The organism is Pseudomonas sp. NPDC089428 (genome assembly GCF_044749325.1).
Lineage (GTDB): Bacteria > Pseudomonadota > Gammaproteobacteria > Pseudomonadales > Pseudomonadaceae > Aquipseudomonas.
Genome location: NZ_JBIVHT010000022.1, coordinates 1 through 22,457, shown reverse-complemented (window position 1 = coordinate 22,457; position 22,457 = coordinate 1). Strand labels below are relative to the sequence as shown.

The 22,457-nt window shown below is 64.5% G+C and carries 23 protein-coding genes and 1 riboswitch; of the genes, 22 read left to right on the top strand and 1 reads right to left on the bottom strand.

All coding sequences use genetic code 11. The features are described 5' to 3' along the window. Positions 1–49: 49 nt before the first annotated feature. From ACIPZ5_RS25475 to ACIPZ5_RS25450, 6 genes are all read left to right on the top strand, one after another. On the top strand, positions 50–1,120 hold the full coding sequence (locus ACIPZ5_RS25475) for a DUF2066 domain-containing protein (RefSeq protein ID WP_400811286.1): 1,071 nt from the start codon (positions 50–52) through the stop codon (positions 1,118–1,120). 12 nt (positions 1,121–1,132) lie between these two features. Continuing rightward, a complete protein-coding gene (locus tag ACIPZ5_RS25470) occupies positions 1,133–2,206 on the top strand; it encodes an AI-2E family transporter (RefSeq protein WP_343599979.1) in 1,074 nt (357 codons plus the stop codon). Positions 2,207–2,359: 153 nt separating this feature from the next. Next, positions 2,360–3,067 (top strand): DnaA regulatory inactivator Hda, encoded by a 708-nt coding sequence (hda, locus tag ACIPZ5_RS25465; protein WP_008092169.1) that lies wholly within the window; start codon positions 2,360–2,362, stop codon positions 3,065–3,067. A gap of 127 nt (positions 3,068–3,194) precedes the next feature. Then, the gene (locus ACIPZ5_RS25460; RefSeq protein ID WP_261941225.1) at positions 3,195–3,833 is read left to right on the top strand and encodes a C40 family peptidase; all 639 of its coding nucleotides are present in this window, start codon (positions 3,195–3,197) and stop codon (positions 3,831–3,833) included. 138 nt (positions 3,834–3,971) lie between these two features. Beyond that, entirely contained in the window at positions 3,972–4,505 is a 534-nt protein-coding gene (locus tag ACIPZ5_RS25455; protein WP_261941224.1) for a C40 family peptidase, read from the top strand. A 122-nt stretch (positions 4,506–4,627) separates the two neighbouring features. Next, positions 4,628–7,174, top strand: a complete 2,547-nt coding sequence (locus tag ACIPZ5_RS25450) for a dermonecrotic toxin domain-containing protein (RefSeq protein ID WP_400811284.1) — start codon at positions 4,628–4,630, stop codon at positions 7,172–7,174. Between the two features lie 12 nt (positions 7,175–7,186). Here the strand turns inward: ACIPZ5_RS25450 and ACIPZ5_RS25445 are convergent, their stop codons facing one another. Further along, on the bottom strand, positions 7,187–8,104 hold the full coding sequence (locus ACIPZ5_RS25445; RefSeq protein WP_261941222.1) for a LysR family transcriptional regulator: 918 nt from the start codon (positions 8,102–8,104) through the stop codon (positions 7,187–7,189). Between the two features lie 124 nt (positions 8,105–8,228). Between ACIPZ5_RS25445 and ACIPZ5_RS25440 the strand changes: the two genes are divergently transcribed. From ACIPZ5_RS25440 to ACIPZ5_RS25365, 16 genes are all read left to right on the top strand, one after another. Further along, positions 8,229–9,290 carry a tartrate dehydrogenase gene (locus tag ACIPZ5_RS25440; RefSeq protein ID WP_343599987.1) on the top strand — a complete coding sequence of 354 codons (1,062 nt, stop codon included), beginning with the start codon at positions 8,229–8,231 and terminating at the stop codon, positions 9,288–9,290. A 144-nt stretch (positions 9,291–9,434) separates the two neighbouring features. After that, a riboswitch (cobalamin riboswitch) is annotated at positions 9,435–9,657 on the top strand. A 118-nt stretch (positions 9,658–9,775) separates the two neighbouring features. Continuing rightward, the gene (gene cobO / locus ACIPZ5_RS25435) at positions 9,776–10,387 is read left to right on the top strand and encodes a cob(I)yrinic acid a,c-diamide adenosyltransferase (protein WP_343599989.1); all 612 of its coding nucleotides are present in this window, start codon (positions 9,776–9,778) and stop codon (positions 10,385–10,387) included. Continuing rightward, the gene (locus ACIPZ5_RS25430; RefSeq protein ID WP_400811282.1) at positions 10,384–11,679 is read left to right on the top strand and encodes a cobyrinate a,c-diamide synthase; all 1,296 of its coding nucleotides are present in this window, start codon (positions 10,384–10,386) and stop codon (positions 11,677–11,679) included. The genes cobO and ACIPZ5_RS25430 overlap by 4 nt, the downstream gene beginning before the upstream one ends. After that, the gene (bluB, locus tag ACIPZ5_RS25425) at positions 11,676–12,326 is read left to right on the top strand and encodes a 5,6-dimethylbenzimidazole synthase (RefSeq protein WP_261941219.1); all 651 of its coding nucleotides are present in this window, start codon (positions 11,676–11,678) and stop codon (positions 12,324–12,326) included. The genes ACIPZ5_RS25430 and bluB overlap by 4 nt, the downstream gene beginning before the upstream one ends. Further along, the gene (gene cbiB, locus ACIPZ5_RS25420) at positions 12,323–13,231 is read left to right on the top strand and encodes an adenosylcobinamide-phosphate synthase CbiB (RefSeq protein WP_261941218.1); all 909 of its coding nucleotides are present in this window, start codon (positions 12,323–12,325) and stop codon (positions 13,229–13,231) included. Before bluB ends, cbiB begins: the two co-directional genes overlap by 4 nt. Continuing rightward, the gene (gene cobD, locus ACIPZ5_RS25415) at positions 13,224–14,216 is read left to right on the top strand and encodes a threonine-phosphate decarboxylase CobD (RefSeq protein WP_400811279.1); all 993 of its coding nucleotides are present in this window, start codon (positions 13,224–13,226) and stop codon (positions 14,214–14,216) included. Before cbiB ends, cobD begins: the two co-directional genes overlap by 8 nt. Then, positions 14,213–15,667, top strand: a complete 1,455-nt coding sequence (locus ACIPZ5_RS25410) for a cobyric acid synthase (protein ID WP_400811277.1) — start codon at positions 14,213–14,215, stop codon at positions 15,665–15,667. Before cobD ends, ACIPZ5_RS25410 begins: the two co-directional genes overlap by 4 nt. 1 nt (position 15,668) lies before the next feature. Continuing rightward, a complete protein-coding gene (gene cobU / locus ACIPZ5_RS25405) occupies positions 15,669–16,190 on the top strand; it encodes a bifunctional adenosylcobinamide kinase/adenosylcobinamide-phosphate guanylyltransferase (RefSeq protein WP_400811275.1) in 522 nt (173 codons plus the stop codon). Then, positions 16,187–17,242, top strand: coding sequence for a nicotinate-nucleotide--dimethylbenzimidazole phosphoribosyltransferase (cobT, locus tag ACIPZ5_RS25400; protein ID WP_400811274.1), 1,056 nt, complete (start codon positions 16,187–16,189; stop codon positions 17,240–17,242). Before cobU ends, cobT begins: the two co-directional genes overlap by 4 nt. Beyond that, entirely contained in the window at positions 17,239–17,796 is a 558-nt protein-coding gene (gene cobC, locus ACIPZ5_RS25395) for an alpha-ribazole phosphatase family protein (protein ID WP_400811273.1), read from the top strand. The genes cobT and cobC overlap by 4 nt, the downstream gene beginning before the upstream one ends. A gap of 1 nt (position 17,797) precedes the next feature. Next, a complete protein-coding gene (locus tag ACIPZ5_RS25390; protein WP_400811271.1) occupies positions 17,798–18,526 on the top strand; it encodes an adenosylcobinamide-GDP ribazoletransferase in 729 nt (242 codons plus the stop codon). 212 nt (positions 18,527–18,738) lie between these two features. Further along, the gene (locus ACIPZ5_RS25385) at positions 18,739–19,851 is read left to right on the top strand and encodes a glycoside hydrolase family 5 protein (RefSeq protein WP_400811330.1); all 1,113 of its coding nucleotides are present in this window, start codon (positions 18,739–18,741) and stop codon (positions 19,849–19,851) included. 42 nt (positions 19,852–19,893) lie between these two features. After that, positions 19,894–20,298, top strand: a complete 405-nt coding sequence (locus ACIPZ5_RS25380) for a MarR family winged helix-turn-helix transcriptional regulator (RefSeq protein ID WP_400811269.1) — start codon at positions 19,894–19,896, stop codon at positions 20,296–20,298. A gap of 63 nt (positions 20,299–20,361) precedes the next feature. Further along, positions 20,362–21,564: an MFS transporter gene (locus ACIPZ5_RS25375; protein ID WP_400811267.1), complete on the top strand. Its 1,203-nt coding sequence runs from the start codon at positions 20,362–20,364 to the stop codon at positions 21,562–21,564. After that, positions 21,561–21,683, top strand: coding sequence for a hypothetical protein (locus ACIPZ5_RS25370; RefSeq protein ID WP_343600009.1), 123 nt, complete (start codon positions 21,561–21,563; stop codon positions 21,681–21,683). The genes ACIPZ5_RS25375 and ACIPZ5_RS25370 overlap by 4 nt, the downstream gene beginning before the upstream one ends. A gap of 46 nt (positions 21,684–21,729) precedes the next feature. Further along, positions 21,730–22,281, top strand: coding sequence for a glutathione peroxidase (locus ACIPZ5_RS25365; RefSeq protein WP_261941208.1), 552 nt, complete (start codon positions 21,730–21,732; stop codon positions 22,279–22,281). Positions 22,282–22,457: the final 176 nt, after the last annotated feature.

The window sequence follows — 22,457 nt, the reverse complement described above, 5'->3', positions numbered from 1 at the left end:
TATAAGCTGCAAACCACATGCTTCATGCGCAATTGGACAGGAATCCCCCATGCGACTTCTCAATTATCTGGCAGCAGGGTGCCTTGCACTGGCCAGCCTCACTGCGCAGGCCGAAACCGTCTCCGGGCTCTATCAAGTGCGCGAACCAGTCGAAGGGCAGGGCGCCGAAGCCCGTACCGCAGCCACTGCCAAGGCCTTCGATACCTTGGTGCTGCGCCTGACCGGCGACCCCAAGGCGGCGCAGAACCCGGCGCTGGCCGAGCTGCGCAAAGACCCGCAACAGATCATCAACCAGGTCGGCACCGAAGCCGGGCCGCCGGAGTCGGTGCTGGTCGAGTTCGACCCCGGCAGCACCGATCGTGCCTTGCGCAAGGCTGGCCTGGCGTTGTGGGGCAGCAACCGGCCATCCATCCTCGGCTGGTGGCTCAACGACAGCGCCGAAGGCAGTAACCTGGTCGGTGACGGCCAGGCCAGCGCCCAGCCGCTGCGCCGTGCTGCCCAGCACCGGGGCTTGCCGCTGCGCTTGCCACTGGCCGATCTGCAGGAGCAACTGCTGGCCAACGCCAAGCAACTCGAAGGCAACGACCCGGCACCGTTGCGCGATGCCGCCGAGCGCTACGGCGCCGATGCCATGCTGGCGGTGCACGCCCAGGAAGCCGATGGCAAATGGCAAGGCAAATGGCAGCTGTGGCTGGGCGGCCAGCGCGAGCAGGGCAACGCCGAGGGCGCTGACCAGGCTGCCCTGGCGGACGCTGTCATGCTGGCGGTCAGCAGCCGCCTGGCGCCGCGCTACGTGATCAAGGCCGGTGCCAGCAGCCAGTTGCAGTTGCAGGTGCAAGGCATGAACCTGCAGCGCTATGCCGAGCTGAGCCGAGTGCTGGAACCCTATGGCCCGCGCCTGCAGCTGGCCGATGGCGGCACGTTGACCTATGCGGTCACCGGCAATCGCGAGCAACTGCGTGCCCAACTGGGCCTGGCCAAGCTGCAGGAGATGCCGGTCGAGCAGGTGCCGGCTACCCCGGTCACACCCGCGCCCGGCGCAGGTGCAGCGCCGGGCCAGCCAGCCGCGCCTGCACCTGTTGCAGCCAAGCCGTTCGACGGCCTGCGATTCCGTTGGTAAGGGGCGCTAACGATGACTGACATGCGTCGCTGGATCGGCTGGGGGGCTGCACTGCTGATCGCCGTGCTTCTCTATAGCCTGCACAATATTCTTACGCCGTTCCTGGTCGGCATCTTGCTGGCCTACCTGGCCGACCCGCTGGTCGACCGCCTGGAGCGCCTGGGCCTGTCGCGTACCTGGGGTGTGGTCGTGGTGTTCGGCCTTTTCACCCTGCTGCTGCTGGCCTTGCTGCTGGTGCTGGTGCCGTTGCTGGCCAAGCAGTTGCTGCGCCTGTACGAACTGGCGCCACAGATGCTCGACTGGCTCGAACATGTGGCGCTGCCCTGGGTGCAGGGCCGGCTGGGCCTGGCCGACGGGTTCTGGAAGTTCGACAAGATCAAGGCCGCCATCGGCGCGCACATGGGGCAGACCACCGATATCGTCGGCATGCTGCTGTCCCATGCCACCGCTTCGAGCCTGGCGCTGATTGCCTGGCTGGCCAACATGGTGCTGATCCCGGTGGTTGGCTTCTACCTGCTGCGCGACTGGGACCTGATGATGGCCAAGCTGCGTGGCCTGCTGCCGCGCCAGCGTGAGCCGCAGGTTGTAGGGCTGGCTGGCGAATGCCATGAAGTGCTGGGGGCATTTGTCCGTGGCCAGCTGATGGTGATGGTCGCGCTGGGCGTCATCTATTCCGTCGGCCTGATGTTGGTCGGGCTTGAGCTGGGCCTGCTGATCGGCATGCTCGCGGGCCTGGCCGCCATCGTGCCGTACATGGGTTTCATCATTGGTATTGGCGCGGCTTTGGTGGCGGGGCTGTTCCAGTTCGGGGGAGACCTGTACCCGATGCTCGGCATCGTCGCGGTGTTCATGGTCGGGCAGGCGCTGGAAGGCATGGTGCTGACACCGCTGCTGGTCGGCGACCGTATCGGCTTGCATCCGGTGGCGGTGATCTTCGCCATTCTCGCTGGCGGCGAACTGTTCGGCTTCACGGGTGTATTGCTGGCGTTGCCGGTGGCTGCAGTGATCATGGTCCTGCTGCGGCATGTGCATGACCTGTACAAGGAATCGGACATGTACGCCGGGGATGTCGATCCGGATCTGTGAGCGTTGAGGGCTGCAGTGCAGCCCGGCAACAGCGCAACTCGTTGATTTTACTTGTGCTATCCGCCTGCATGATTGTGCGCCCTGCGATGCGGGTATAGACTTTGCAGATTGTTCACCAAAGGCCCCCTGCGGTCCCGCCGACCGCCCGCGAGCATGAAACCACCGATCCAGTTGCCCTTGGGTGTGCGCCTGCGCGATGACGCCACCTTCATCAACTACTATCCGGGCGCCAATGCCGCGGCGTTGGGCTATGTCGAACGGCTTTGCGAGGCCGACGCCGGCTGGACCGAGAGCCTCATCTATCTGTGGGGCAAGCAGGGCGTCGGTCGCAGTCACCTGCTGCAGGCGGCCACCCATCGCTTTCAGCAGCGTGGCGAGCCCGCTGTGTACCTGCCGCTGGCGCAATTGCTCGATCGTGGCGTGGAACTGCTCGATTACCTGGCGCAATACGAACTGGTGTGCATCGACGACCTGCATGTGATCGCCGGCAAGGCAGATTGGGAAGAGGCGATGTTCCACCTGTTCAACCGCCTGCGTGATAGCGGCCGCCGCCTCTTGCTGGCTGCCTCGGCCTCGCCCCGCGAATTGCCGATCAAGCTGCCCGACCTCAAGTCACGCCTGACCCTGGCCCTGGTCTTCCAGATGCGCGGCCTTTCCGACGAAGACAAGCTGCGTGCCCTGCAATTGCGGGCCTCGCGCCGCGGCTTGCACCTGACCGACGAAGTCGGCCATTTCATCCTGACCCGCGGTACGCGCAGCATGAGCGCGCTGTTCGACCTGCTCGAACGCCTCGACCAGGCCTCCCTGCAGGCTCAGCGCAAGCTCACGATCCCTTTCCTGAAGGAAACCCTCGGCTGGTAAGCCCCGTAAACACTGGGCTTTGAAGGGCAAAACAAAAAAGTCACATCTTTTTCGATAAAATTTGCAAATGGCCATGATAGAGGGCATAGTTTCACCCTTCTAAAGGATTACAGACACGGTCGTGCCCATGCTGAAGCGCTTCGCACCCCTCGTGCCACTCGCACTCGTGACCCTGCTTATTGGCTGCGCGGCTCAAGGCCCGGTTTCCCAGCCCCAGGATCACACCCCGGTTGCCTCGCAATCGGTCAACAAGGCCAAGGCTTCGCCTTCGTCGGTCTTCGGCGAAGAAGAACAGGCCACTGAAGATGACCTGGAGGCCTTCTCCAGCAGCAAGCCTTATCAGCTCCCGGTGCTGGCAGACAGCATCCTTGAGCGCGGCATGTCGCTGATCGGCACCCGCTACCGCTTCGGTGGTACCTCGGAAGCCTCCGGTTTCGATTGCAGCGGTTTCATCGGCTATCTGTTCCGCGAAGAGGCCGGCATGAACCTGCCGCGCTCGACCCGCGAAATGATCAACGTCGATGCACCCAAGGTGGCTCGCAACAAGCTCAAGCCAGGTGACCTGCTGTTCTTCAGCACCAATGGCCGTGGCCGTGTCAGCCATGCCGGCATCTACCTGGGTGACAATCAGTTCATCCACTCCAGCAGCCGCCGCAGCGGTGGTGTGCGCATCGACAGCCTCGGTGATCGCTACTGGAGCAAGACCTTCATCGAAGCCAAGCGTGCCTTGGCCATGGCGCCGACCACTAATATCGCGCGCAACTGATATCAAAATGATGTACCCTGCCACGGCGGCGTAGCTTGAAAAAAGCTCGCCGCCGTGCGCATTTACAGAAAGCGTCTAATCTAAATTCTCAACTATTTTCGGCTGCGGCCGTTCGGTCTCAGACAGGAAGTTCTGGCCATGGCGATGATGGCGCGCTTCGCATTCCTTTCCCTGGTGGCATTGCTTGCCGCCTGCTCCAGCCGTGCCCCGGCACCGGTTCCTGTGGTGCAGCCGCAGATTACCTTCAGCCAGCCCGAAGGCTCGCCGCTCGCCGATGACGTGTTGATGCGCGCGATCGGCCTGGTCGGCACACCGTATCGCTGGGGCGGCAACACGCCGGACTCCGGCTTCGACTGCAGCGGCCTGATCGGTTATGTGTACCGCGATGCCGCAGGCATCAGCCTGCCGCGCTCCACGCGCGAAATGATCGTCATGCGCGCGCCCACCGTGGACATCAACTCGCTGCAGTCGGGTGACCTGGTGTTCTTCGCCACGGGTGGCGGTTCGCAGGTCAGCCATGCTGGCATCTACGTCGGCGAAGGGCGCTTCGTGCATGCGCCCCGCACAGGCGGTACGGTTCGCCTGGATTACCTGTCCAACAGCTACTGGTCCAAAGCCTACCTGCAGGCCAAGCGGGTCATCCCGCAGGGGAATCTGGCGCAGAACCGCTGAGCCTCGTGCCACGCCCCGCTGTCCTGGGCGGCTGATTGCGCCGACGGCAGCATACATCTACCTCTGCGCTCTCGCTCGGCGGTGCCAGGCTGGTTGCCCGAATGCAACCGCCTGGAGAGACCATGAGCACAATCGATCAACGCATGAAACGCAGCCTTGCGGCGCTGGACGCTGGGCGCCCGTTGGTGCGCCTGGTAGACAAGCTGCTGGGTGATTACCCTGATCCTTATCTGCTGGCGAGCGAACATGCGCAGCAGATCATGCTCAAGCACACCGGCAAAAAGATGGATCCCCGGTTCGTCTGGTGGCACCAGTTCAACACGGCAGTCTCCAGCAGTACCAGCTTCACGGGCTGGCGTCACAGTGGGCCACCGCAGAAGTCGATGGTGATGACCGAACTGGTGATCGAGCGATTCGACCTGTATTTCCAGGACGCGTCCGACCAGCTCGATCAGGTGGGTGGCTTTTATTTCCAGGGGCCGCATGCCGCTGCGTACGACCAGCGAAACGAAGTCCGGATGCTGGGCAGCGATGTGCAGAAGGACTTGTGGCAGCTGGATTTCGCGGTGCTCTACCGTGACCAGGTGGAACGGTTCTGGTCCGTCAATGTTGCCCGTTTTGCCGTGATTGCCAAGATCAACCTGCTGGGGCAAGGTGCGAAAGCACTGCGCGACGGCAACATCAGCAGGCTCGATTGGCAGCGTCTGCGCGCCTTGGTGGCTGACGATCTCAGCGAAGATGAACTGCCGACCCTGGCCAAGCTGCAACGTGATAGCTCGAGCAATGCCCTGGCCGTAGACCGTTATGTGTTCGCCGATAGTGACAGGGGAGGGCTGTTCACCTTGCAGGCCGAGGATGGCCGAACCTTGGTCTACATGCCCTGGGCCAGCGAGGCGCTCATGGGGTTCGATTCCGGGCTGGCGATGGCACGTTGGCTGCGAGTGCAACTGCAGTCTGCGGCGACACTGGAGGCGTTCATCGAGGGCTGCCACAGCAACCCGCGTGACAGGGCCATCAACCAGCTGATTCGCGTTCACCTGCAAGGTATTGCCGACAGCCGAACGGATCAGGCTGGGTTGATCGCCTTGTCTCTTTTCAAGCGCCGGCTGGGCACCGATCTCTTCGCCTGGGTGGCCAGCCAGGCCGCCGAGGAAATGCGCCGCAATGCCCTGCTGCTGCAGGACAACAGCAGGCTGCGCAAGGCGATGTGCAGCAGTTATCTGTCGGCGTTTCTCGGCGTTTTTGGCGGGCTTGCCCCATTGGGTTGGCCCATGTCGCTGATCCTGCTGGGCGCCAGCATCAGCAAGGTTGGGCTGGATGTCGATGAAGCGTTGCATGCCGTCGACGAGCAGGGGCGCCAGGACGCCCTGCGCTCGGCCATGGTCGAAAGCATCTTCGCCACCTTGAACATGATCGATATCGGCTTCCAGTCGACCTTGGCTGCCCTGGCCTACCCGACACCGCCCCATGAGCAAGGCGTCGTCGTGGAGGACTGGGAGGTCGTGGAGTCCGCGACCTTGGCTGTGCAGGGGCAGGAAAGCAATGCACTGCCCGATACCGTGGCGGCGACTAGCGGGCGCTTGCAAGGCATCAGGGTCCGAGCGGACGGCAGCTGCTGGATCGACCTAAACGGTTTTACCTACCGGGTGCGATACAGCCACGAACTCGAAGTCTGGCTGGTGATTCCGGCAGACAATCCGTTTGCTTTCGGGCCGTTGCGGCCTGTGCGCCTGAATCAAGGGGGGGAGTGGGAGCTGCTGCAATCGCCACGGCTGGCTGGTGGTACGCCACCGGCCGTGGAAGGCATGGGCAGCACATCCTCTTCGTTCTGGGATACCTACACATCCATCAATGCAGAGCAGAGCAAGCGCCTTTCAAGCCGTGCCCTGCAACGGCAGAAGGCGTTGCTCAAGCACTGGTCGGTGGCCGAGCTCCAGCTCGGGCAAGCACCTGCCAGCGATGCCAATGGGCTGGAGTGCGTCATGGTGGATGGCCGCCCCAGCTACTCCTATCGCTACGGGAATGAATACTTCAACGTCCTGATCGAGTACTACACCAGTGATGAATCAAGGGTAAACGACGTTTTCCGTTCAGGTATCTATAGATACGGCGATGAAGACAGCTATATAAACAATCTGGCCGATAGCCTGGGGCAACTGCCCAAGAGCAACGAAGTCACGCTCTATCGCGGTGGGCACCGCTCGCGCGGAACCAGCGGTGAGTTCTATCGCAATGGCCATCTGCGGCTCGGTGATGTGCTAGTGAATACCGATTTCACTTCATTTACCGAAAACCCCTACAAGGTCGCCGAGTTCGCCTCCTTGCCTTTCGCCGAGGCTCCGGGCGGATTGCCGGGGTTGTTCGATGACAGTTCAGTGGTGTTCGAGCTGCCAGCCGGGGCTTATCGCGAAGCGACGCCGGTCAGCGCATTCTCCATCTACTGGGACGAAGCCGAGTCGATGTTCATGCCCGGCAACTACTTCTGCATCGAAGGCCTGGAGCAGGTCTATGGTGAGCATTACCGCTTCATCAAGGTCACGCTCAGGCAGATCAGCGCGCCTGCTTCTGGCGCGGTTCATGATCTGCGCACCGGGCTTGCCTTCGACCTTGCTGCCTATCGCGCACGGTTCAAGTCGGCGCAACTGCCTCAGCGATTCTTCCCGGCATGACCGCGCAAGCGCTCAAGGCACGTCTTCCAGGTCGAGATGGTCGATGCGTTCGAAACGTTCGATGAGGAAGTCGATCAGGCGCCGAACACGCGCCGAGAGGTGCAATTGCTGCGGGTAAACCGCATAGACATCGGCGCGGGTGGGTGTCTGGTCCTCCAATAGCAGGCGCAGGCGCCCGCTGCGCACGTAGCGGGCGATGTCCCATTCGGCGCGCAGCAGAATGCCGTGGCCCTGCAATGCCCAGTTCAACGCCACCTCGCCGTCATTGCAGCTTAATGCGCCACGCACCTTGATGTTCTGGGTGCGGCCGCCATTGGTGAAGGTCCACACGCCATAGGGCGATTCGTTCTGGCGCAGGAAAATGCAGTTGTGCTGGCTCAGGTCCGTCAGCTTCTGCGGCGTGCCGTGCTTCTCCAGGTACAGCGGGGAGGCGCACAGCAAGCGGCGGTTGGAGGCGATCTTGCGGGCGTGGAAGGACGCATCCGGCAGGCTGCCGAAACGAATGCCCAGGTCGAAGCCATGGCTGGCCAGGTCCAGCGGATGATCGCTGATCTCCAACTGCACCTCGATGTCGGGGTGGCGGGCATAGAAGTCGGCCAGTGCCGGGCCGATGTAGCGGCGGCCGAAGCCCAGCGACGCGTTGACCCGGATCAGCCCCTTGGGTTCGGCACGGTGCTGGCCGATCAACTGTTCCACTTCGTCGACCTGGGCGAGGATCCGCGCGGCATGGGCGAAGTACAGCTCGCCCTCGGCGGTCAAGCTCATGGAGCGGGTGGTGCGGTTGACCAGGCGGATGCCCAGGCGTGCTTCCAGCGTGGCCAGGCGCTTGCTCACTGCCGGTGGCGTCACGCCCAGCTCACGGGCCGTGGCGGCCAGGCTGCCTTGCTTGGCCAGCAGATGGAAGAAGCCCAGGTCCTGTGTCGGATTCATCATTAACCCATGGTTACTTAAGAGGTGATCCAGGGTTAACTGCTGCCCTGATTTCACTACATATACTCGCCCCATCCCCGCAGGCACAAGCCCGGCGGGCCACAGCAAGCATGGGAGTCGAGACATGAACAACTACAAGATAGCCGCCATCCCGGGTGATGGCATCGGGGTCGAAGTGATTGCGGCGGGAGTGGAAGTGCTGCAGGCCCTGGCAGCCCGGCGCGGTACCTTCGGCATTGATTTCCAGCACTTCGACTGGGGCTCGGAGCGCTACCTGCGTGAGGGCCAGTACATTCCCGAGGGTGGCCTGGAATCGCTCAAGGCCTTTGACGCCATCTTCTTCGGCGCCGTGGGCAGCCAGCAAGTGCCCGATCATGTGTCGCTGTGGGGCCTGCGCCTGCCGATCTGCCAGGGCTTCGACCAGTATGCCAACGTACGCCCGGCGCGCGTGCTGCCTGGCATTGCCAGCCCGCTGGCCAAGGGCAAGGCAATCGACTGGGTGATCGTGCGCGAGAACTCCGAAGGCGAATACTCCGGCAGCGGTGGCCGGGTGCACCAGGGGCTGCCGATCGAGGTGGCTACCGAGGTCTCGACCTTCACCCGCGTGGGCGTGGAGCGCATCCACCGCTTCGCCTTCGAACTGGCCCGCACTCGCCCGGCGAAGCACCTGACCCTGGTGACCAAGTCCAACGCCCAGCGCCACGGTATGGTGCTGTGGGACGAAGTGTTCGCGGACGTGGCCAAGGATTACCCGGATGTGCGCACCACCCGTGAGCTGGTGGACGCGGTGACCACCACCATGGTGCTCAAGCCCGAGCAGCTGGATGTGGTGGTGGCGACCAACCTGCATGCCGACATCCTCTCGGACCTGGCCGCCGCACTGTCTGGCAGCCTGGGTATCGCGCCCACTGCAAACCTCAACCCGAGCCGCGAATTCCCGTCGATGTTCGAACCGATCCACGGCTCGGCCTTCGACATCACCGGCAAGGGTGTTGCCAACCCGATCGCGACCTTCTGGACGGCGGTGATGATGCTTGAACACCTGGGCGAGGCCGCCGCTGCGCGCGAGCTGATGGCGGCTATCGAAGCGGTGACCGAAAGTGGCCTGCATACACCGGATCTGGGTGGCAGGGCAACCACTCGCGAGGTGACCGACGCAGTGCTGGCGTTGCTCCGCCGGGGGTAGTGTCTGTCGGTGTTTTTGTAGCGCCTGTGAGATCGAGCGCCGCGCGGGCGGCGCTCGATTTATGCCCCCCCAAAAAACCAAGCCTGGCACTGGATATCCTCGCCATCTCAATGTCGATTTGACGCTCCCGGTGCAACCCTCTAACCTTCGCGGCGTGTTTCAGGTGCCCTGCCAGCCCCGACTGGGCAGGGTGAAACTGGGAAGCCGGTGGTCGCCAACAAGGCGCGATTCCGGCGCTGCCCCCGCAACGGTAGGTGAGTAACGGCCGCGCAGGGCCACTGGGTACAGGTATCCGGGAAGGCGCGCAGGCTTGGGCCGGATGGCTCGCTCACAAGCCCGGAGACCGGCCTGATACTGCCAACGGCATCACGGAGGGTGATGCGCGGTGCACCGTGGCTCCGGCCATGGCTCCTGCGCGTTCTCCGTCTGCCCGCCTATTACCTGTCGCCGCTGTTCATGTGGTGCCAGCCTGCGGAGAACCCTTCATGAGCGAATCCACCGAACGCGACGAACGCCACCTGGCGCGCATGCAGCGCAAGAAGGCGGTCATCGACGAACGCATCGCCAATTCCCCCAACGAATGCGGGCTGCTGCTGGTGCTCACCGGCAACGGCAAGGGCAAGAGCAGCTCGGCCTTCGGCATGCTCGCCCGGGCTCTGGGCCATGGCATGCAGTGCGGTGTGGTGCAGTTCATCAAGGGCCGCAATAGCACCGGCGAGGAGCTGTTCTTCCGCCGCTTCCCCGAGCAGGTGCGCTACCACGTGATGGGCGAAGGCTTCACCTGGGAGACCCAGGACCGCCAGCGTGACATCGCAGCCGCCGAAGCGGCCTGGGCGGTATCGCGCCAGCTGCTGCAAGACCCGAGCGTGCAGTTCGTGATACTCGACGAGCTGAACATCGCCCTCAAGCACGGCTACCTCGACCTCGACCAGGTGCTGAGTGACATTCAGGCCCGGCCACCGATGCAGCATGTGATCGTCACCGGTCGCGCAGCCAAACCTGAAATGATCGAACTGGCCGACACCGTCACCGAGATGGGCATGCTCAAGCACGCCTTCCAGGCCGGTATCCGTGCGCAGAAGGGCGTCGAACTGTGAGTGAAACACGCAGCTGCCCGGCGGTGCTGATCGCGGCACCCGCTTCTGGCCAGGGCAAGACCACCGTGACTGCAGCCCTGGCCCGCCTGCACCGCAACCTTGGGCGTAACGTCCGGGTGTTCAAGTGCGGCCCCGACTTCCTCGACCCGATGATCCTTGAGCGAGCCAGTGGCGCGCCGGTGTACCAGCTCGATCTGTGGATGATCGGCGCCGAAGAAAGCCGCCGGCTGCTCTGGCAAGCCGCAGAAGAAGCCGACCTGATTCTGATCGAAGGGGTGATGGGGCTGTTCGACGGCACCCCATCGAGCGCCGATCTGGCTCGCCACTTCGGCGTGCCGGTGCTGGCGGTGATCGACGGCACGGCCATGGCCCAGACTTTCGGTGCCCTGGCCCTGGGCCTGGCGCGTTACCAGGCCGACCTGCCGTTCGCCGGGGTGCTGGCCAACCGGGTCGGTAGCCTGCGCCACGCGCAACTGCTCGAAGGCAGCCTGACCGAGGGCCTGCGCTGGTATGGCGGGCTGTCGCGCGAGCGCGGTATCGAGCTGCCCAGCCGCCACCTGGGGCTGGTCCAGGCCAGCGAACTGAACGACCTGGATGCCCGCCTGGACGCTGCCGCCGAAGCCCTCGGCGCCAGCTGCGATGCCACCTTGCCGCCGCCGGTGGCCTTTGCCGCGCCCGAGCCACAGCCGCGCGCTGCGTCGCTGCGCGGTGTGCGCATTGGTGTGGCGCGTGACGAAGCGTTCGCCTTTACCTACGGCGCCAACCTCGATCTGTTGCGTGATCTGGGCGCACAGCTGGCGTTCTTCTCGCCGCTGCATGATCAGGTGCTGCCGGCCGTGGACAGCCTATATCTGCCGGGGGGGTATCCTGAGCTGCATCACCAGGCACTGGCTGCCAATACGCCGATGTGCGAAGCGATCCGTGCCCATCATGCCCAGGGCAAGCCGTTGCTGGCCGAGTGCGGCGGCATGCTGTACCTGCTCGATGCACTGACCGATGTCGCTGGCGAGCGTGCCGGACTGCTCGGTCTGCTGCCAGGCGAGGCAACCATGCAGAAGCGCCTGGCGGCCCTGGCCTTGCAGGCCGTGGACTTGCCGGAAGGCACCCTGCGCGGGCATACCTACCACCACTCGCTGACCAGCACCGAGTTGGAGCCGATCGCGCGAGGCCTGAGCCCCAATGGCGGGCGCGGCAACGAAGCGGTGTATCGACTGGGCCGGCTGACTGCCTCTTACGTGCACTTCTACTTCCCGTCCAACCCTGATGCGGCGGCGGCGCTGTTGCGGCCATGAGCGATCACGCCTACAGCGCTGCCGAGCGCGCCGCTATCTACCGCGCAATCGGTGAGCGCCGCGACATGCGCCATTTTGCCGGCGGCACGGTCGCCCCTGAGCTGCTCGGCCGCCTGCTGGCCGCCGCGCATCAGGCGCCGAGTGTCGGCCTGATGCAGCCGTGGCGTTTCATCCGCATCAGCCAGCGCGAGCTGCGTGTGCGTATTCAGGCCTTGGTCGAAGAGGAGCGGGTGCGTACTGCCGACGCGCTGGGCGAGCGCTCTGATGAGTTCATGAAGCTCAAGGTCGAAGGCATCAGCGATTGCGCCGAAGTGCTGGTAGCAGCCCTGATGGACAACCGCGAGTCGCACATCTTCGGCCGCCGCACCTTGCCTGAGATGGACCTGGCTTCGCTGGCCTGCGCGATCCAGAACCTGTGGCTGGCCGCCCGTGCCGAGGGCCTGGGGCTGGGCTGGGTCTCGTTGTTCGACCCGCAAGCCCTGGCCGCGCTGCTGGGCATGCCGGCCGGGGCCAAGCCGGTGGCGGTGCTGTGCCTGGGGCCGGTCACCGCGTTCTATGCACAGCCAATGCTGGTACAGGAAAACTGGGCCGAGGAACGTCCCTTGAGTGACATGCTGTTCGAGAATCAATGGGGAGAACGCCCATGAGCGTCGCTTTGCTGACCGTGGCCGGCGTGGCCCTGGACGCGCTGCTGGGTGAGCCGCAACGTCGGCACCCGCTGGTGGGTTTCGGCAACCTGGCGTCGAGCCTGGAGCGCCGCTTGAATGCCGGTGGGCGCGGCTGGCGCAGCCACGGCGTGAGCGCCTGGTTTCTGGCTGTCGTGCCCTTGACCCTGGTGGCGCTGATTCTGTCCTGGCTGCCCTATGTAGGCTGGCTGGTGGACGTGCTGGCGCTGTATTGCGCCCTCGGCTTGCGCAGCCTCGGCGAGCATGTGCTGCCGGTGGCCAACGCCTTGCGCCAGGGTGATCTTGAGCAAGCGCGGCGCCGCGTGGGTTATCTGGTCAGCCGGGAAACCCGCGAGCTGGACGCGCCAGCGGTCGCCCGAGCAGCCACCGAATCGGTGCTGGAGAATGGCAGCGATGCGGTGTTCGCCGCGCTGTTCTGGTTCGTGGTGGCCGGTGCGCCGGGTGTGGTGCTGTACCGCCTGAGCAATACCCTGGACGCCATGTGGGGTTATCGCAACGAACGCTTCGAGCGCTTTGGCTGGTGCGCGGCGCGCATCGACGATGTGCTGAACTATATTCCCGCCAGGCTGGTGGCGTTGACTTACGCACTGCTTGGCAAGACGCGCCTGGCCTTGGCCTGCTGGCGCAAACAGGCGCCACTGTGGGACAGCCCCAACGCCGGGCCGGTGATGGCCTCCGGTGCCGGTGCGCTGGGTGTCGAACTCGGCGGCCCTGCGGTTTACCACGGTGAGTTGCACGAGCGCCCGCGCCTGGGTGAAGGGCCAATGGCCGATGCCGATGCCATCGAGCGCGGCTGGAACCTGGTGCAGCGTGGCGTATGGCTGTGGCTATTGCTGATCTGCGTGGGGGCCTATCTGAATGCTTGAACACGGTGGCCGCCTGTTGCGGGCGGTACGGCAATACGGGATCGCCCGCGAAGACTGGCTCGATCTGTCTAGCGGTATCGCCCCTTGGCCATACCCGATTCCGTCGATTCCACTGGACGCCTGGGCCCGGCTGCCGGAAGCCGAGGACGGTCTGGAAGACGCCGCGCGGCGCTATTACGGCGTGCCGCAACTGTTGCCGGTGGCGGGGTCACAGGCGGCGATCCAGGCCTTGCCCATGCTGCGCCCGCTTGGGCGCGTTGGCGTGCTGACGCCATGCTACGCCGAGCACCCGCATGCCTGGCGGCGAGCGGGGCACCAGCTGATCGAACTGGACGAACGCCAGGTCGAGGCGCAGCTCGACCAGCTCGACGTGTTGGTGCTGGTCAATCCGAACAACCCGACCGGGCGGCTCGTGTCGCCTGAGCGGCTGCTGGCCTGGCATGCGCGCCTCGCGCAACGCGGTGGCTGGCTGGTGGTGGACGAAGCGTTCATGGACAACACGCCCGAACACAGTGTGGCGGCTTGCGCCGAGCGCCCAGGGCTGATCGTGCTGCGTTCGTTCGGCAAGTTCTTCGGCCTGGCCGGTGTGCGCCTGGGCTGCGTGGTGGCCGAACTGCCGCTGTTGCAGCGCCTTGCCGAGCTGCTCGGCCCCTGGACAGTCAGTGGCCCGACCCGGGTGCTGGCGCAAGCCTGCTTTGCCGACCACACGGCGCATCGAGCGCAGATCGAGCGCTGCGCCCAGGCCAGTCAACGCCTGGCTACGCTACTGCAGGCCTGTGGCCTGGCCCCCAGCGGTGGCTGCGACCTGTTCCAGTACGTGCGCAGCGCGCGCGCAGCCCACCTGCATGACTATCTCGCCCGTCGGGGCATCCTCGTGCGCCTGTTCGAGCAGCCTGCGGCCGTGCGCCTTGGGCTGCCGGCAAATGCCGCAGACGAGCAGCGCCTGGCCCAGGCCTTGGCCGATTATCAGAAGGAAACGGCATGACCACCCTCATGGTGCAGGGCACCACCTCCGATGCCGGCAAGAGCACACTGGTCACCGCCTTGTGCCGCTGGCTGTTGCGTCAGGGCGTCAGTGTGGTGCCGTTCAAGCCTCAGAACATGGCACTCAACAGCGCCGTCACCGCCGACGGTGGCGAAATCGGCCGCGCCCAGGCGGTACAGGCCCAGGCCTGCCGGCTGGCGCCGCACACCGACATGAATCCGGTCCTGCTCAAGCCCAACAGTGACACGGGCGCCCAGGTGATCATCCAGGGTCGAGCCGTCACCAGCATGAACGCGGTGGCCTATCACGACTACAAGGCCATCGCCATGCAAGCGGTGCTGGCCTCGCACCAGCGCCTCAGCGCGGCCTACCCGGTGGTGATGGTCGAAGGGGCGGGCTCGCCGGCCGAAATCAACCTGCGCGCGGGTGACATCGCCAACATGGGCTTTGCCGAGGCGGTCGACTGCCCGGTGATCCTGGTTGCCGACATCAACCGTGGCGGGGTGTTCGCCCACCTTGTCGGCACCCTCGAGCTGCTTTCGCCGAGCGAGCAGGCGCGGGTCAAAGGCTTTGTCATCAACCGCTTTCGCGGCGACATCGCGCTGCTGCAGCCTGGCCTGGACTGGCTGGAGCAACGCACCGGCAAACCCGTGCTGGGTGTGTTGCCCTATGTCACCGACCTGCACCTGGAGGCAGAGGATGGCATCGACATCCGCCAGGGCGCCAAGCAGGATCGCCTGCTCAAGGTGATCGTCCCGGTGCTGCCGCGCATCAGCAACCACACCGATTTCGACCCGCTGCGCCTGCACCCGCAGGTCGACCTGCAGTTCATCGGGCCAGGCCAGCCGATCCCGGCCGCCGACCTGATCATCCTGCCCGGCTCGAAAAGTGTGCGCGGCGACCTGGCGCAGCTGCGCGAGCGTGGCTGGGACAAGGCCATCGCGCGGCACCTGCGCTATGGCGGCAAGTTGATCGGTATCTGCGGTGGCCTGCAGATGCTGGGGCGCGAAGTACACGACCCGCTCGGCCTGGAGGGGGCCGCCGGCTCTAGCCCGGGGCTGGGCCTGTTCGATTACGTCACAGTGCTCGAAGCCGACAAGCAACTGCGCAACGTTGCCGGGACCCTTAACCTGGAAGCCGCACCGGTCGCTGGTTATGAAATTCATGCCGGCGTTACCGCAGGCCCTGCGCTGGAACAGCCTGCCGTGCAGCTTGCCGATGGCCGCTGTGACGGCGCGGTCAGCGCCGATGGCCAGATCCTCGCTACCTACCTCCATGGCCTGTTCGAGGGCAGCCAGTCATGTGCCGCGTTGCTGCGCTGGGCGGGGCTGGAGAACGCGCAGGCCATCGATTACGAAGCCCTGCGCGAACGTGATATCGAGCGCCTGGCTGACCTTGTGGAAGCGCATCTGGATACCGCGCACCTGCGAAGCCTGTGTGGAGTCGCCTGACATGCTCAACCTGATCCTCGGCGGCGCCCGTTCGGGCAAGAGCCGCCTGGCTGAACAACTGGCCAGCGACAGCGGCCTGCCCGTCACCTACATCGCCACCAGCAAGCCGCTCGATGGCGAAATGAACCAACGCGTGCGCCTGCACCGTGAGCGTCGGCCAGCCGACTGGGGGCTGATCGAGGAGCCCCTGGCGCTGGCCGACGTGTTGCGCGCAGAAGCCGCCGAAGGCCGCTGCCTGCTGGTGGACTGCCTGACCCTGTGGCTGACCAACCTGCTGATGCTCGAAGATCAGCAGCGCCTGGCCGCAGAGCGCGATGCGCTGCTCGACTGCCTGGAACAGTTGCCCGGCACCCTTATTCTGGTCAGCAATGAAACCGGCCTGGGCGTGGTGCCCATGGGCGAGCTGACCCGCCGTTACGTCGACCTGGCCGGCTGGTTGCACCAGGCGGTTGCCGAGCGCTGCCAGCGTGTGGTGCTGACCGTGGCCGGCCTACCTCTCATGCTCAAAGGACCCGCTCTATGAACCAAGCCTGGTGGCGTGATGCCTGCCAACCTGTCGACAACGCCGCCAAGGACCAGGCCCGCGCCCGTCAGCAGCAGCTGACCAAACCTGCCGGCTCGCTCGGCCAGCTCGAAGGCCTGGCCGTGCAACTGGCCGGCTTGCAAGGGTGTGAGCGGCCAACCCTGGATCAGGTCGCCATCACGATTTTCGCGGGCGATCACGGTGTGGTCGAGGAGGGCATTTCGGCCTATCCGCAGGCGGTCACCGGGCAGATGCTGCGCAACTTCGTCGGCGGTGGCGCGGCGATCAGTGTGCTGGCGCGCCAACTGCAGGCCAGCCTCGAAGTGGTCGACCTGGGCACCATCGACCCAACGCTGGAACTGCCTGGGGTGCTTCACCTGCGCCTGGGCGCTGGCACTGCCAACTTTGCCCGCCAGCCGGCAATGACCGATGCACAACTGCAGGCTGCCTTGCAGGCTGGCCGTGAAAGTGCCCTGCGTGCGGCGGCCAAGGGGGCGCAACTGTTCATCGGTGGCGAAATGGGCATCGGCAACACCTCTGCCGCTGCCGCCCTGGCCAGCGCCTTGCTGGCCTGCCCGGCACGTGAGCTGAGCGGTCCGGGTACCGGCCTGGACAGCGCAGGTGTTCGCCACAAGGCCGAAGTGATCGAGCGCGCCCTGGTGCTGCACGGCCTGCGCGCCGATGCGCCGCTGCAGGCGCTGGCTTGTGTCGGCGGCTTCGAGATCGCCGCGCTGACCGGTGCCTACCTCGCCTGTGCCCAGCAGGGTATCGCGGTGCTGGTGGATGGCTTCATCTGCAGCGTCGCCGCACTGCTGGCGGTGCGCCTCAATCCGCAGAGCCGTGACTGGCTGCTGTTCGCTCATCAGGGCGCGGAGCCTGGGCACAAGACCCTGCTCGCCGCGTTGCAGGCCGAGCCGCTGCTGGCCCTGGGGCTGCGCCTGGGTGAGGGCAGTGGAGCCGCCTTGGCGGTGCCGCTGATACGCCTGGCCTGTGCCCTGCACGGGCAAATGGCAACCTTCGCCGAAGCGGCGGTGGCGGATCGCCCGGCATGATCCTCGACCTGCTGCGCCACGGTGAAACCGAGCTGGGCGGCGGCCTGCGCGGCAGCCTGGACGATGCCTTGACCGACAAGGGCTGGGGCCAGATGCGTGAAGCCCTGGCAGATGCTGGCCCCTGGGATGTGCTGGTCAGCTCGCCGTTGCAGCGCTGTGCGCGCTTTGCCGCGCAGCTGGGCATGCCGGTACAGCTCGAAGCTGACCTGCAAGAGCTGCATTTCGGCGAGTGGGAAGGTCGCAGTGCCTTGCAGATCATGCAGACGCAGGCTGACGAGCTGGGGCGTTTCTGGGCCGATCCTTACAGTTACACACCGCCTGCAGGGGAGCCTGTCGCGGCCTTCGCCGAGCGTGTGCTGGCCGCCATCGACCGCTTGCGCCAGCAGCATGCCGGCAAGCGCGTGCTGCTGGTCACCCATGGCGGCGTCATGCGCCTGCTGCTGGCACGTGCCCGTGGGTTGCCCAGGGAGCAGTTGCTGCAGGTCGAGGTCGGCCATGGCGCGCTGATGCGCCTGGCGGTGGATGAACATGGCGCGCTGCTCGAGGTGCTTTGACATGCTGCCGTTCTGGATTGCCTTGCAGTTTCTCAGCAGCTTGCCGGTGCGTTTACCGGGGATGCCGGAGCCTCGGGAGATGGGGCGTTCGCTGCTTTGCTATCCACTGGTGGGTGTACTGTTCGGTCTGTTGCTGTGGCTGGCCAGCCACTTGCTGCAAGGTGTCGCGGCGCCGTTGCACGCGGCCTTGCTGCTGGCATTGTGGGTGCTGCTCAGTGGCGCGCTGCATCTGGATGGCCTGGCCGACAGTGCCGATGCCTGGCTGGGCGGCTTCGGTGACCGCGAGCGCACGCTGCAGATCATGAAGGATCCGCGCAGCGGGCCGATTGCCGTGGTTACTCTGGTGCTGGTGTTGCTGCTGAAGTTCTGTGCCTTGTGGGTGCTGGTCGAACAGGGTGCGGGCATGGCATTGCTGCTGGCACCAGTGGTGGGGCGAGCGGCGATGCTTGGGTTGTTTCTCGGTACCCCCTACGTGCGCCGCGGGGGCCTGGGGCAGGCGCTGGCCGAGCACTTGCCGCGGCGTGCGGCCGGGTGGGTTTTGCTCGCCAGCGTGCTGTTGTGTGTGCTGTTGGGCGGCATGCGCGCGATATTGCCGATGCTGGCGGCGTTCGCCGTGTTCATCGGGTTGCGCCGGTTGATGTGCAAGCGCCTGGGGGGAACCACGGGTGATACGGCAGGGGCGATGCTGGAGCTTCTTGAACTTACGGTGCTATTGGGATTGGCGGTTTAGGAATGCTCCTACAAAGCGCGGTGAGTTTTCCATTGCCCTAATCCGGTCGAGAATTCTCTGCAAATTCCTGCAAATGTTCGGCAAATGACGAAGTTCTCGCATTTTCCTAAGCTCGCGGTTTCTCCTTCATTGCCAAGGCATAGAGCATGCGAGCTTTCCTGATGGCCCTCTTGCTGGCCACCGCCAGTGGCCCCCTTGCGGCAGCCGATCTGATCGAGTTCTGGAGCATCCCGCGCCATGGCGGCAATAGTTTCAACCGCTTGCCGCCGGACCAGTCCTATTTCGATGCGTTGCGAGGCTATGGCGCGAGCTGGGTGCGGCTGTCCTATGACAAGTGGAAGCCGGCGCAGCGTGATTTCCTGTTGGGCAGTGCGGACCACTACGAGCAAATCCCCGCGGCCGATCTCAAGCAGTTGCGCGATGCCCTCGATCGCGCGCACAGGGCAGGGCTCAAGGTGGTCATTGCACCGCTATCGCTACCTGGCATGCGCTGGTCGCAAAACAACCAGGGGCAGTTCGATGACCGTCTGTGGCAAGGCAACGGTTACGCCCAGCAAGCGGCGCGCTTTTGGCGAGACCTGGCCCAGGCGCTGAAAGACCACCCTGCCATCGCCGCCTACAACCTGGTCAACGAGCCTGCCCCCGAGAAATTTGGCGGCCTGGCCGAACATGCGTCGGCTGAGCGCATGCAGCAATGGTACGCACTGCAGCGGGGTGGTGCGCGTGACCTGCCCGCGCTCTACACGCAATTGATAGCCGCGATTCGCGAAGTGGACGCCAAGACCCCGGTCATGGTCGATGCAGGTTGGTACGCCAGCGCCGACGCTTTCGGCTATTGGCAGGCGCCATTGCAGGATGACCGCGTGCTTTACAGCGTGCACATGTACGAGCCCTACTCGGCCACCAGTGCGCCGAACCTGTTGCGCAAAGACCCCATCCTTTACCCCGGCCCGGCGCCGTTCGGTGGTGAGGTCGAGCAGTGGGATGCCGAACGGGTGCGGCAATACCTGAACTTGCCGTTGGCCTGGATGGCGCGCATGAAGCTGCCGCCTTCCCGGCTGGTCGTTGGCGAGTTCGGGTGCATGCGCCGGTTGCCTGGTTGCAGCGAATATCTGGAGGATGTGCTTTCGGTCATGGATCGTCATCGCCTGCACTGGGCGTTCTACAGCTTCCGTGAAGACAACTGGGATGGCATGGACTACGAAATGGGATCGGCCAAGGTGCCATGGCGTTACTGGCAAGCAATCGAGCAAGGCACTCCCGACCCGCTGGCGCGCAAGGCCACGGCGGAATTCGAGCCGATTCGGCGTCGGTTGGCAGACTGAAATTTCTTGCTACAACCCTGGTGCGGGTATATACACGTATCCATGTTGACCAGTGAATGCATCTGCACCCACCTGCGTCGCGCCGCCCGAGGGGTGAGCCGGCACTACGACGAGGCCCTTGCCGGCTTCGGCATCAATGTCGCCCAGTTTTCCCTGTTGCGCCACCTGCAGCGGCTCGATCGCCCCAGTATCACCACGCTGGCCGAGGCCATGGGGCTGGAGCGCAGCACCTTGGGCCGCAACTTGCGGGTGCTGGAGGCCGAAGGCTTGGTAGCACTGGCTGACGGCGATGACCAGCGCAACCGCGTGGTGTTGCTGACCAAGGCGGGCGCGGCTCGCTTGCACGCGGCACATCCAGCCTGGGAGCAGGCGCAGTTGACGCTGGTCGAGCAGCTTGGCGAAGGGCAGCGTGACGAGCTTGTGCGTTTGCTGGAGCGGCTTGCCTGATTCATTACGACTAAAAGCGGGTATATACCCGTACAACCTTGCGATGTGCTGGAGATAACGACAATGACATCGGTGTGGCGAACCAGCGGGTGGGTACTTGTGGGGGCTGCGTTGATCCTGGCGCTGTCCTTGGGTGTACGGCATGGTTTCGGCCTGTTCCTGGCGCCGATGAGCGCCGATTTTGGCTGGGGCCGTGAAGTGTTCGCCTTTGCTATCGCCCTGCAGAACCTGATCTGGGGGTTGGCGCAGCCGTTTGCCGGTGCCCTGGCCGACCGCCTTGGCGCCGCGCGGGTGGTGATTATCGGCGGCATACTCTATGCCGCTGGTCTGCTGCTGATGAGTACCGCAGATTCGGCCTGGTCACTGTCGCTCAGCGCAGGCCTGTTGATCGGTATCGGTCTGTCAGGCACCTCATTCTCGGTCATCCTCGGTGTGGTCGGCCGTGCCGTTCCGGCGGAAAAACGCAGCATGGCCATGGGTATCGCCAGCGCTGCCGGTTCCTTCGGCCAGTTCGCCATGCTCCCCGGAACCCTCGGCCTGATCGAATGGCTCGGTTGGTCCTCGGCGCTGCTGGTGCTTGGCTTGCTGGTAGCGCTGATCGTGCCCTTTGTCGGCCTGCTGCGTGACCGGCCGCTGTCCAGTCATGGTGCGGAGCAGACGTTGGGCCAGGCTCTGCGTGAGGCGTGCTCGCACTCCGGTTTCTGGCTGCTTGCCTTGGGCTTCTTCGTCTGCGGTTTCCAGGTGGTATTCATTGGCGTGCATCTGCCTGCTTACCTGGTCGACCAGCATCTGCCCGCGACCACTGGCACCACGGTGCTGGCACTGGTCGGGTTGTTCAATATCGTCGGAACCTATACCGCTGGCTGGCTGGGAGGGCGCATGTCCAAGCCGCGCCTGCTCACCGCGCTGTATTTGCTGCGTGCTGTAGTGATCGTACTGTTCCTGTGGGCGCCGGTGACTCAGGTCAGTGCTTACCTGTTTGGTATTGCCATGGGCCTGCTGTGGCTTTCCACCGTGCCTTTGACCAATGGCACCGTGGCAACGGTATTTGGCGTGCGCAACCTGTCGATGCTGGGTGGCATCGTCTTCCTGTTCCACCAGCTGGGTGCATTCCTGGGTGGCTGGTTGGGTGGTGTGGTGTACGACCAGACCGGCAACTATGACCTGGTCTGGCAGATTTCGATTCTGCTCAGCGTGCTGGCTGCCGCGCTCAACTGGCCGGTACGTGAACGCCCGGTCGCCCGTTTGCAGGCGCAAGCAGCATGAACCGCTACCTGGTCCGCGGGCTGTTGCTGGCGGCCGTGGTGGTGTTGCTGGCATTGGTATGGTGGGGCTGGCAGCGGGGCGGGTTGGCGTTGATGCAGCTGGGCATGAGCGTTTGTTAAGCGCTACCCTGCAAGTTCAAGGATTGTCTTGCAGGAGGTATGAACAATGCGTGCTCATTGGTTGACGATGCCGTTGCTGGCGCTGCTGGCTGTCAGTTCCAGCTGGGCTGCCGATTGCCCGGCGCTGTTGCAGGGCAGCTTGCCCGAATTGCGTGGCAAGGAGCAGGTCGACTTGTGCCAGCGCTTCGCCGGCAAGCCGCTGGTGGTGGTCAATACGGCCAGCTATTGCGGTTTTGCGCCGCAGTTCGAGGGGCTGGAGGCGACCTACAAGGAGTATCACGAGCAGGGCCTGGAGATGCTCGGTGTGCCCTCCAACGATTTCAAGCAGGAAGACGCCGATAGCGAGAAGACGGCCAAGGTCTGTTACGCCAACTACGGTGTGACCTTCACCATGACCAAGACCCAGGCGGTGCGCGGCAAGGATGCGATACCGCTGTTTGCCGAGCTGGCGCAGCAGAGCAGCGCGCCGAAGTGGAATTTCTACAAGTACGTGGTGGATCGCAAGGGTAAGGTTATCGGCAACTTCTCGAGCCTGACCAAGCCCGATGATCCCGCCTTCAGGGCCGCTATCGAGAAAGCGATAGCTTCACACCCATAGTAACGCCGGCTTTTCGCTTTTCGCTTTTCGCTTTTGCTCTGCTTTTGCTTCTAAGCGCGCGATAGTTCAGGCGACGCAGATTGCGACTTCAGGAGGCCGAACGCAGGCGTCTGGAGGGCCAGGGTGCGCAGCACCCCTTCGGCGTAGCCGAAGGCGCGAGATGTAGACTTGCGCAG

Coding starts and splice junctions, on each gene's coding strand:
- ACIPZ5_RS25475 (WP_400811286.1), top strand. CDS start 50: ATGCGACTTCTCAATTATCTGGCAGCAGGGTGCCTTGCACTGGCCAGC.
- ACIPZ5_RS25470 (WP_343599979.1), top strand. CDS start 1,133: ATGACTGACATGCGTCGCTGGATCGGCTGGGGGGCTGCACTGCTGATC.
- hda (WP_008092169.1), top strand. CDS start 2,360: ATGAAACCACCGATCCAGTTGCCCTTGGGTGTGCGCCTGCGCGATGAC.
- ACIPZ5_RS25460 (WP_261941225.1), top strand. CDS start 3,195: ATGCTGAAGCGCTTCGCACCCCTCGTGCCACTCGCACTCGTGACCCTG.
- ACIPZ5_RS25455 (WP_261941224.1), top strand. CDS start 3,972: ATGGCGATGATGGCGCGCTTCGCATTCCTTTCCCTGGTGGCATTGCTT.
- ACIPZ5_RS25450 (WP_400811284.1), top strand. CDS start 4,628: ATGAGCACAATCGATCAACGCATGAAACGCAGCCTTGCGGCGCTGGAC.
- ACIPZ5_RS25445 (WP_261941222.1), bottom strand. CDS start 8,104: ATGAATCCGACACAGGACCTGGGCTTCTTCCATCTGCTGGCCAAGCAA.
- ACIPZ5_RS25440 (WP_343599987.1), top strand. CDS start 8,229: ATGAACAACTACAAGATAGCCGCCATCCCGGGTGATGGCATCGGGGTC.
- cobO (WP_343599989.1), top strand. CDS start 9,776: ATGAGCGAATCCACCGAACGCGACGAACGCCACCTGGCGCGCATGCAG.
- bluB (WP_261941219.1), top strand. CDS start 11,676: ATGAGCGATCACGCCTACAGCGCTGCCGAGCGCGCCGCTATCTACCGC.
- cbiB (WP_261941218.1), top strand. CDS start 12,323: ATGAGCGTCGCTTTGCTGACCGTGGCCGGCGTGGCCCTGGACGCGCTG.
- cobD (WP_400811279.1), top strand. CDS start 13,224: ATGCTTGAACACGGTGGCCGCCTGTTGCGGGCGGTACGGCAATACGGG.
- ACIPZ5_RS25410 (WP_400811277.1), top strand. CDS start 14,213: ATGACCACCCTCATGGTGCAGGGCACCACCTCCGATGCCGGCAAGAGC.
- cobU (WP_400811275.1), top strand. CDS start 15,669: ATGCTCAACCTGATCCTCGGCGGCGCCCGTTCGGGCAAGAGCCGCCTG.
- cobT (WP_400811274.1), top strand. CDS start 16,187: ATGAACCAAGCCTGGTGGCGTGATGCCTGCCAACCTGTCGACAACGCC.
- cobC (WP_400811273.1), top strand. CDS start 17,239: ATGATCCTCGACCTGCTGCGCCACGGTGAAACCGAGCTGGGCGGCGGC.
- ACIPZ5_RS25390 (WP_400811271.1), top strand. CDS start 17,798: ATGCTGCCGTTCTGGATTGCCTTGCAGTTTCTCAGCAGCTTGCCGGTG.
- ACIPZ5_RS25380 (WP_400811269.1), top strand. CDS start 19,894: ATGTTGACCAGTGAATGCATCTGCACCCACCTGCGTCGCGCCGCCCGA.
- ACIPZ5_RS25375 (WP_400811267.1), top strand. CDS start 20,362: ATGACATCGGTGTGGCGAACCAGCGGGTGGGTACTTGTGGGGGCTGCG.
- ACIPZ5_RS25370 (WP_343600009.1), top strand. CDS start 21,561: ATGAACCGCTACCTGGTCCGCGGGCTGTTGCTGGCGGCCGTGGTGGTG.
- ACIPZ5_RS25365 (WP_261941208.1), top strand. CDS start 21,730: ATGCGTGCTCATTGGTTGACGATGCCGTTGCTGGCGCTGCTGGCTGTC.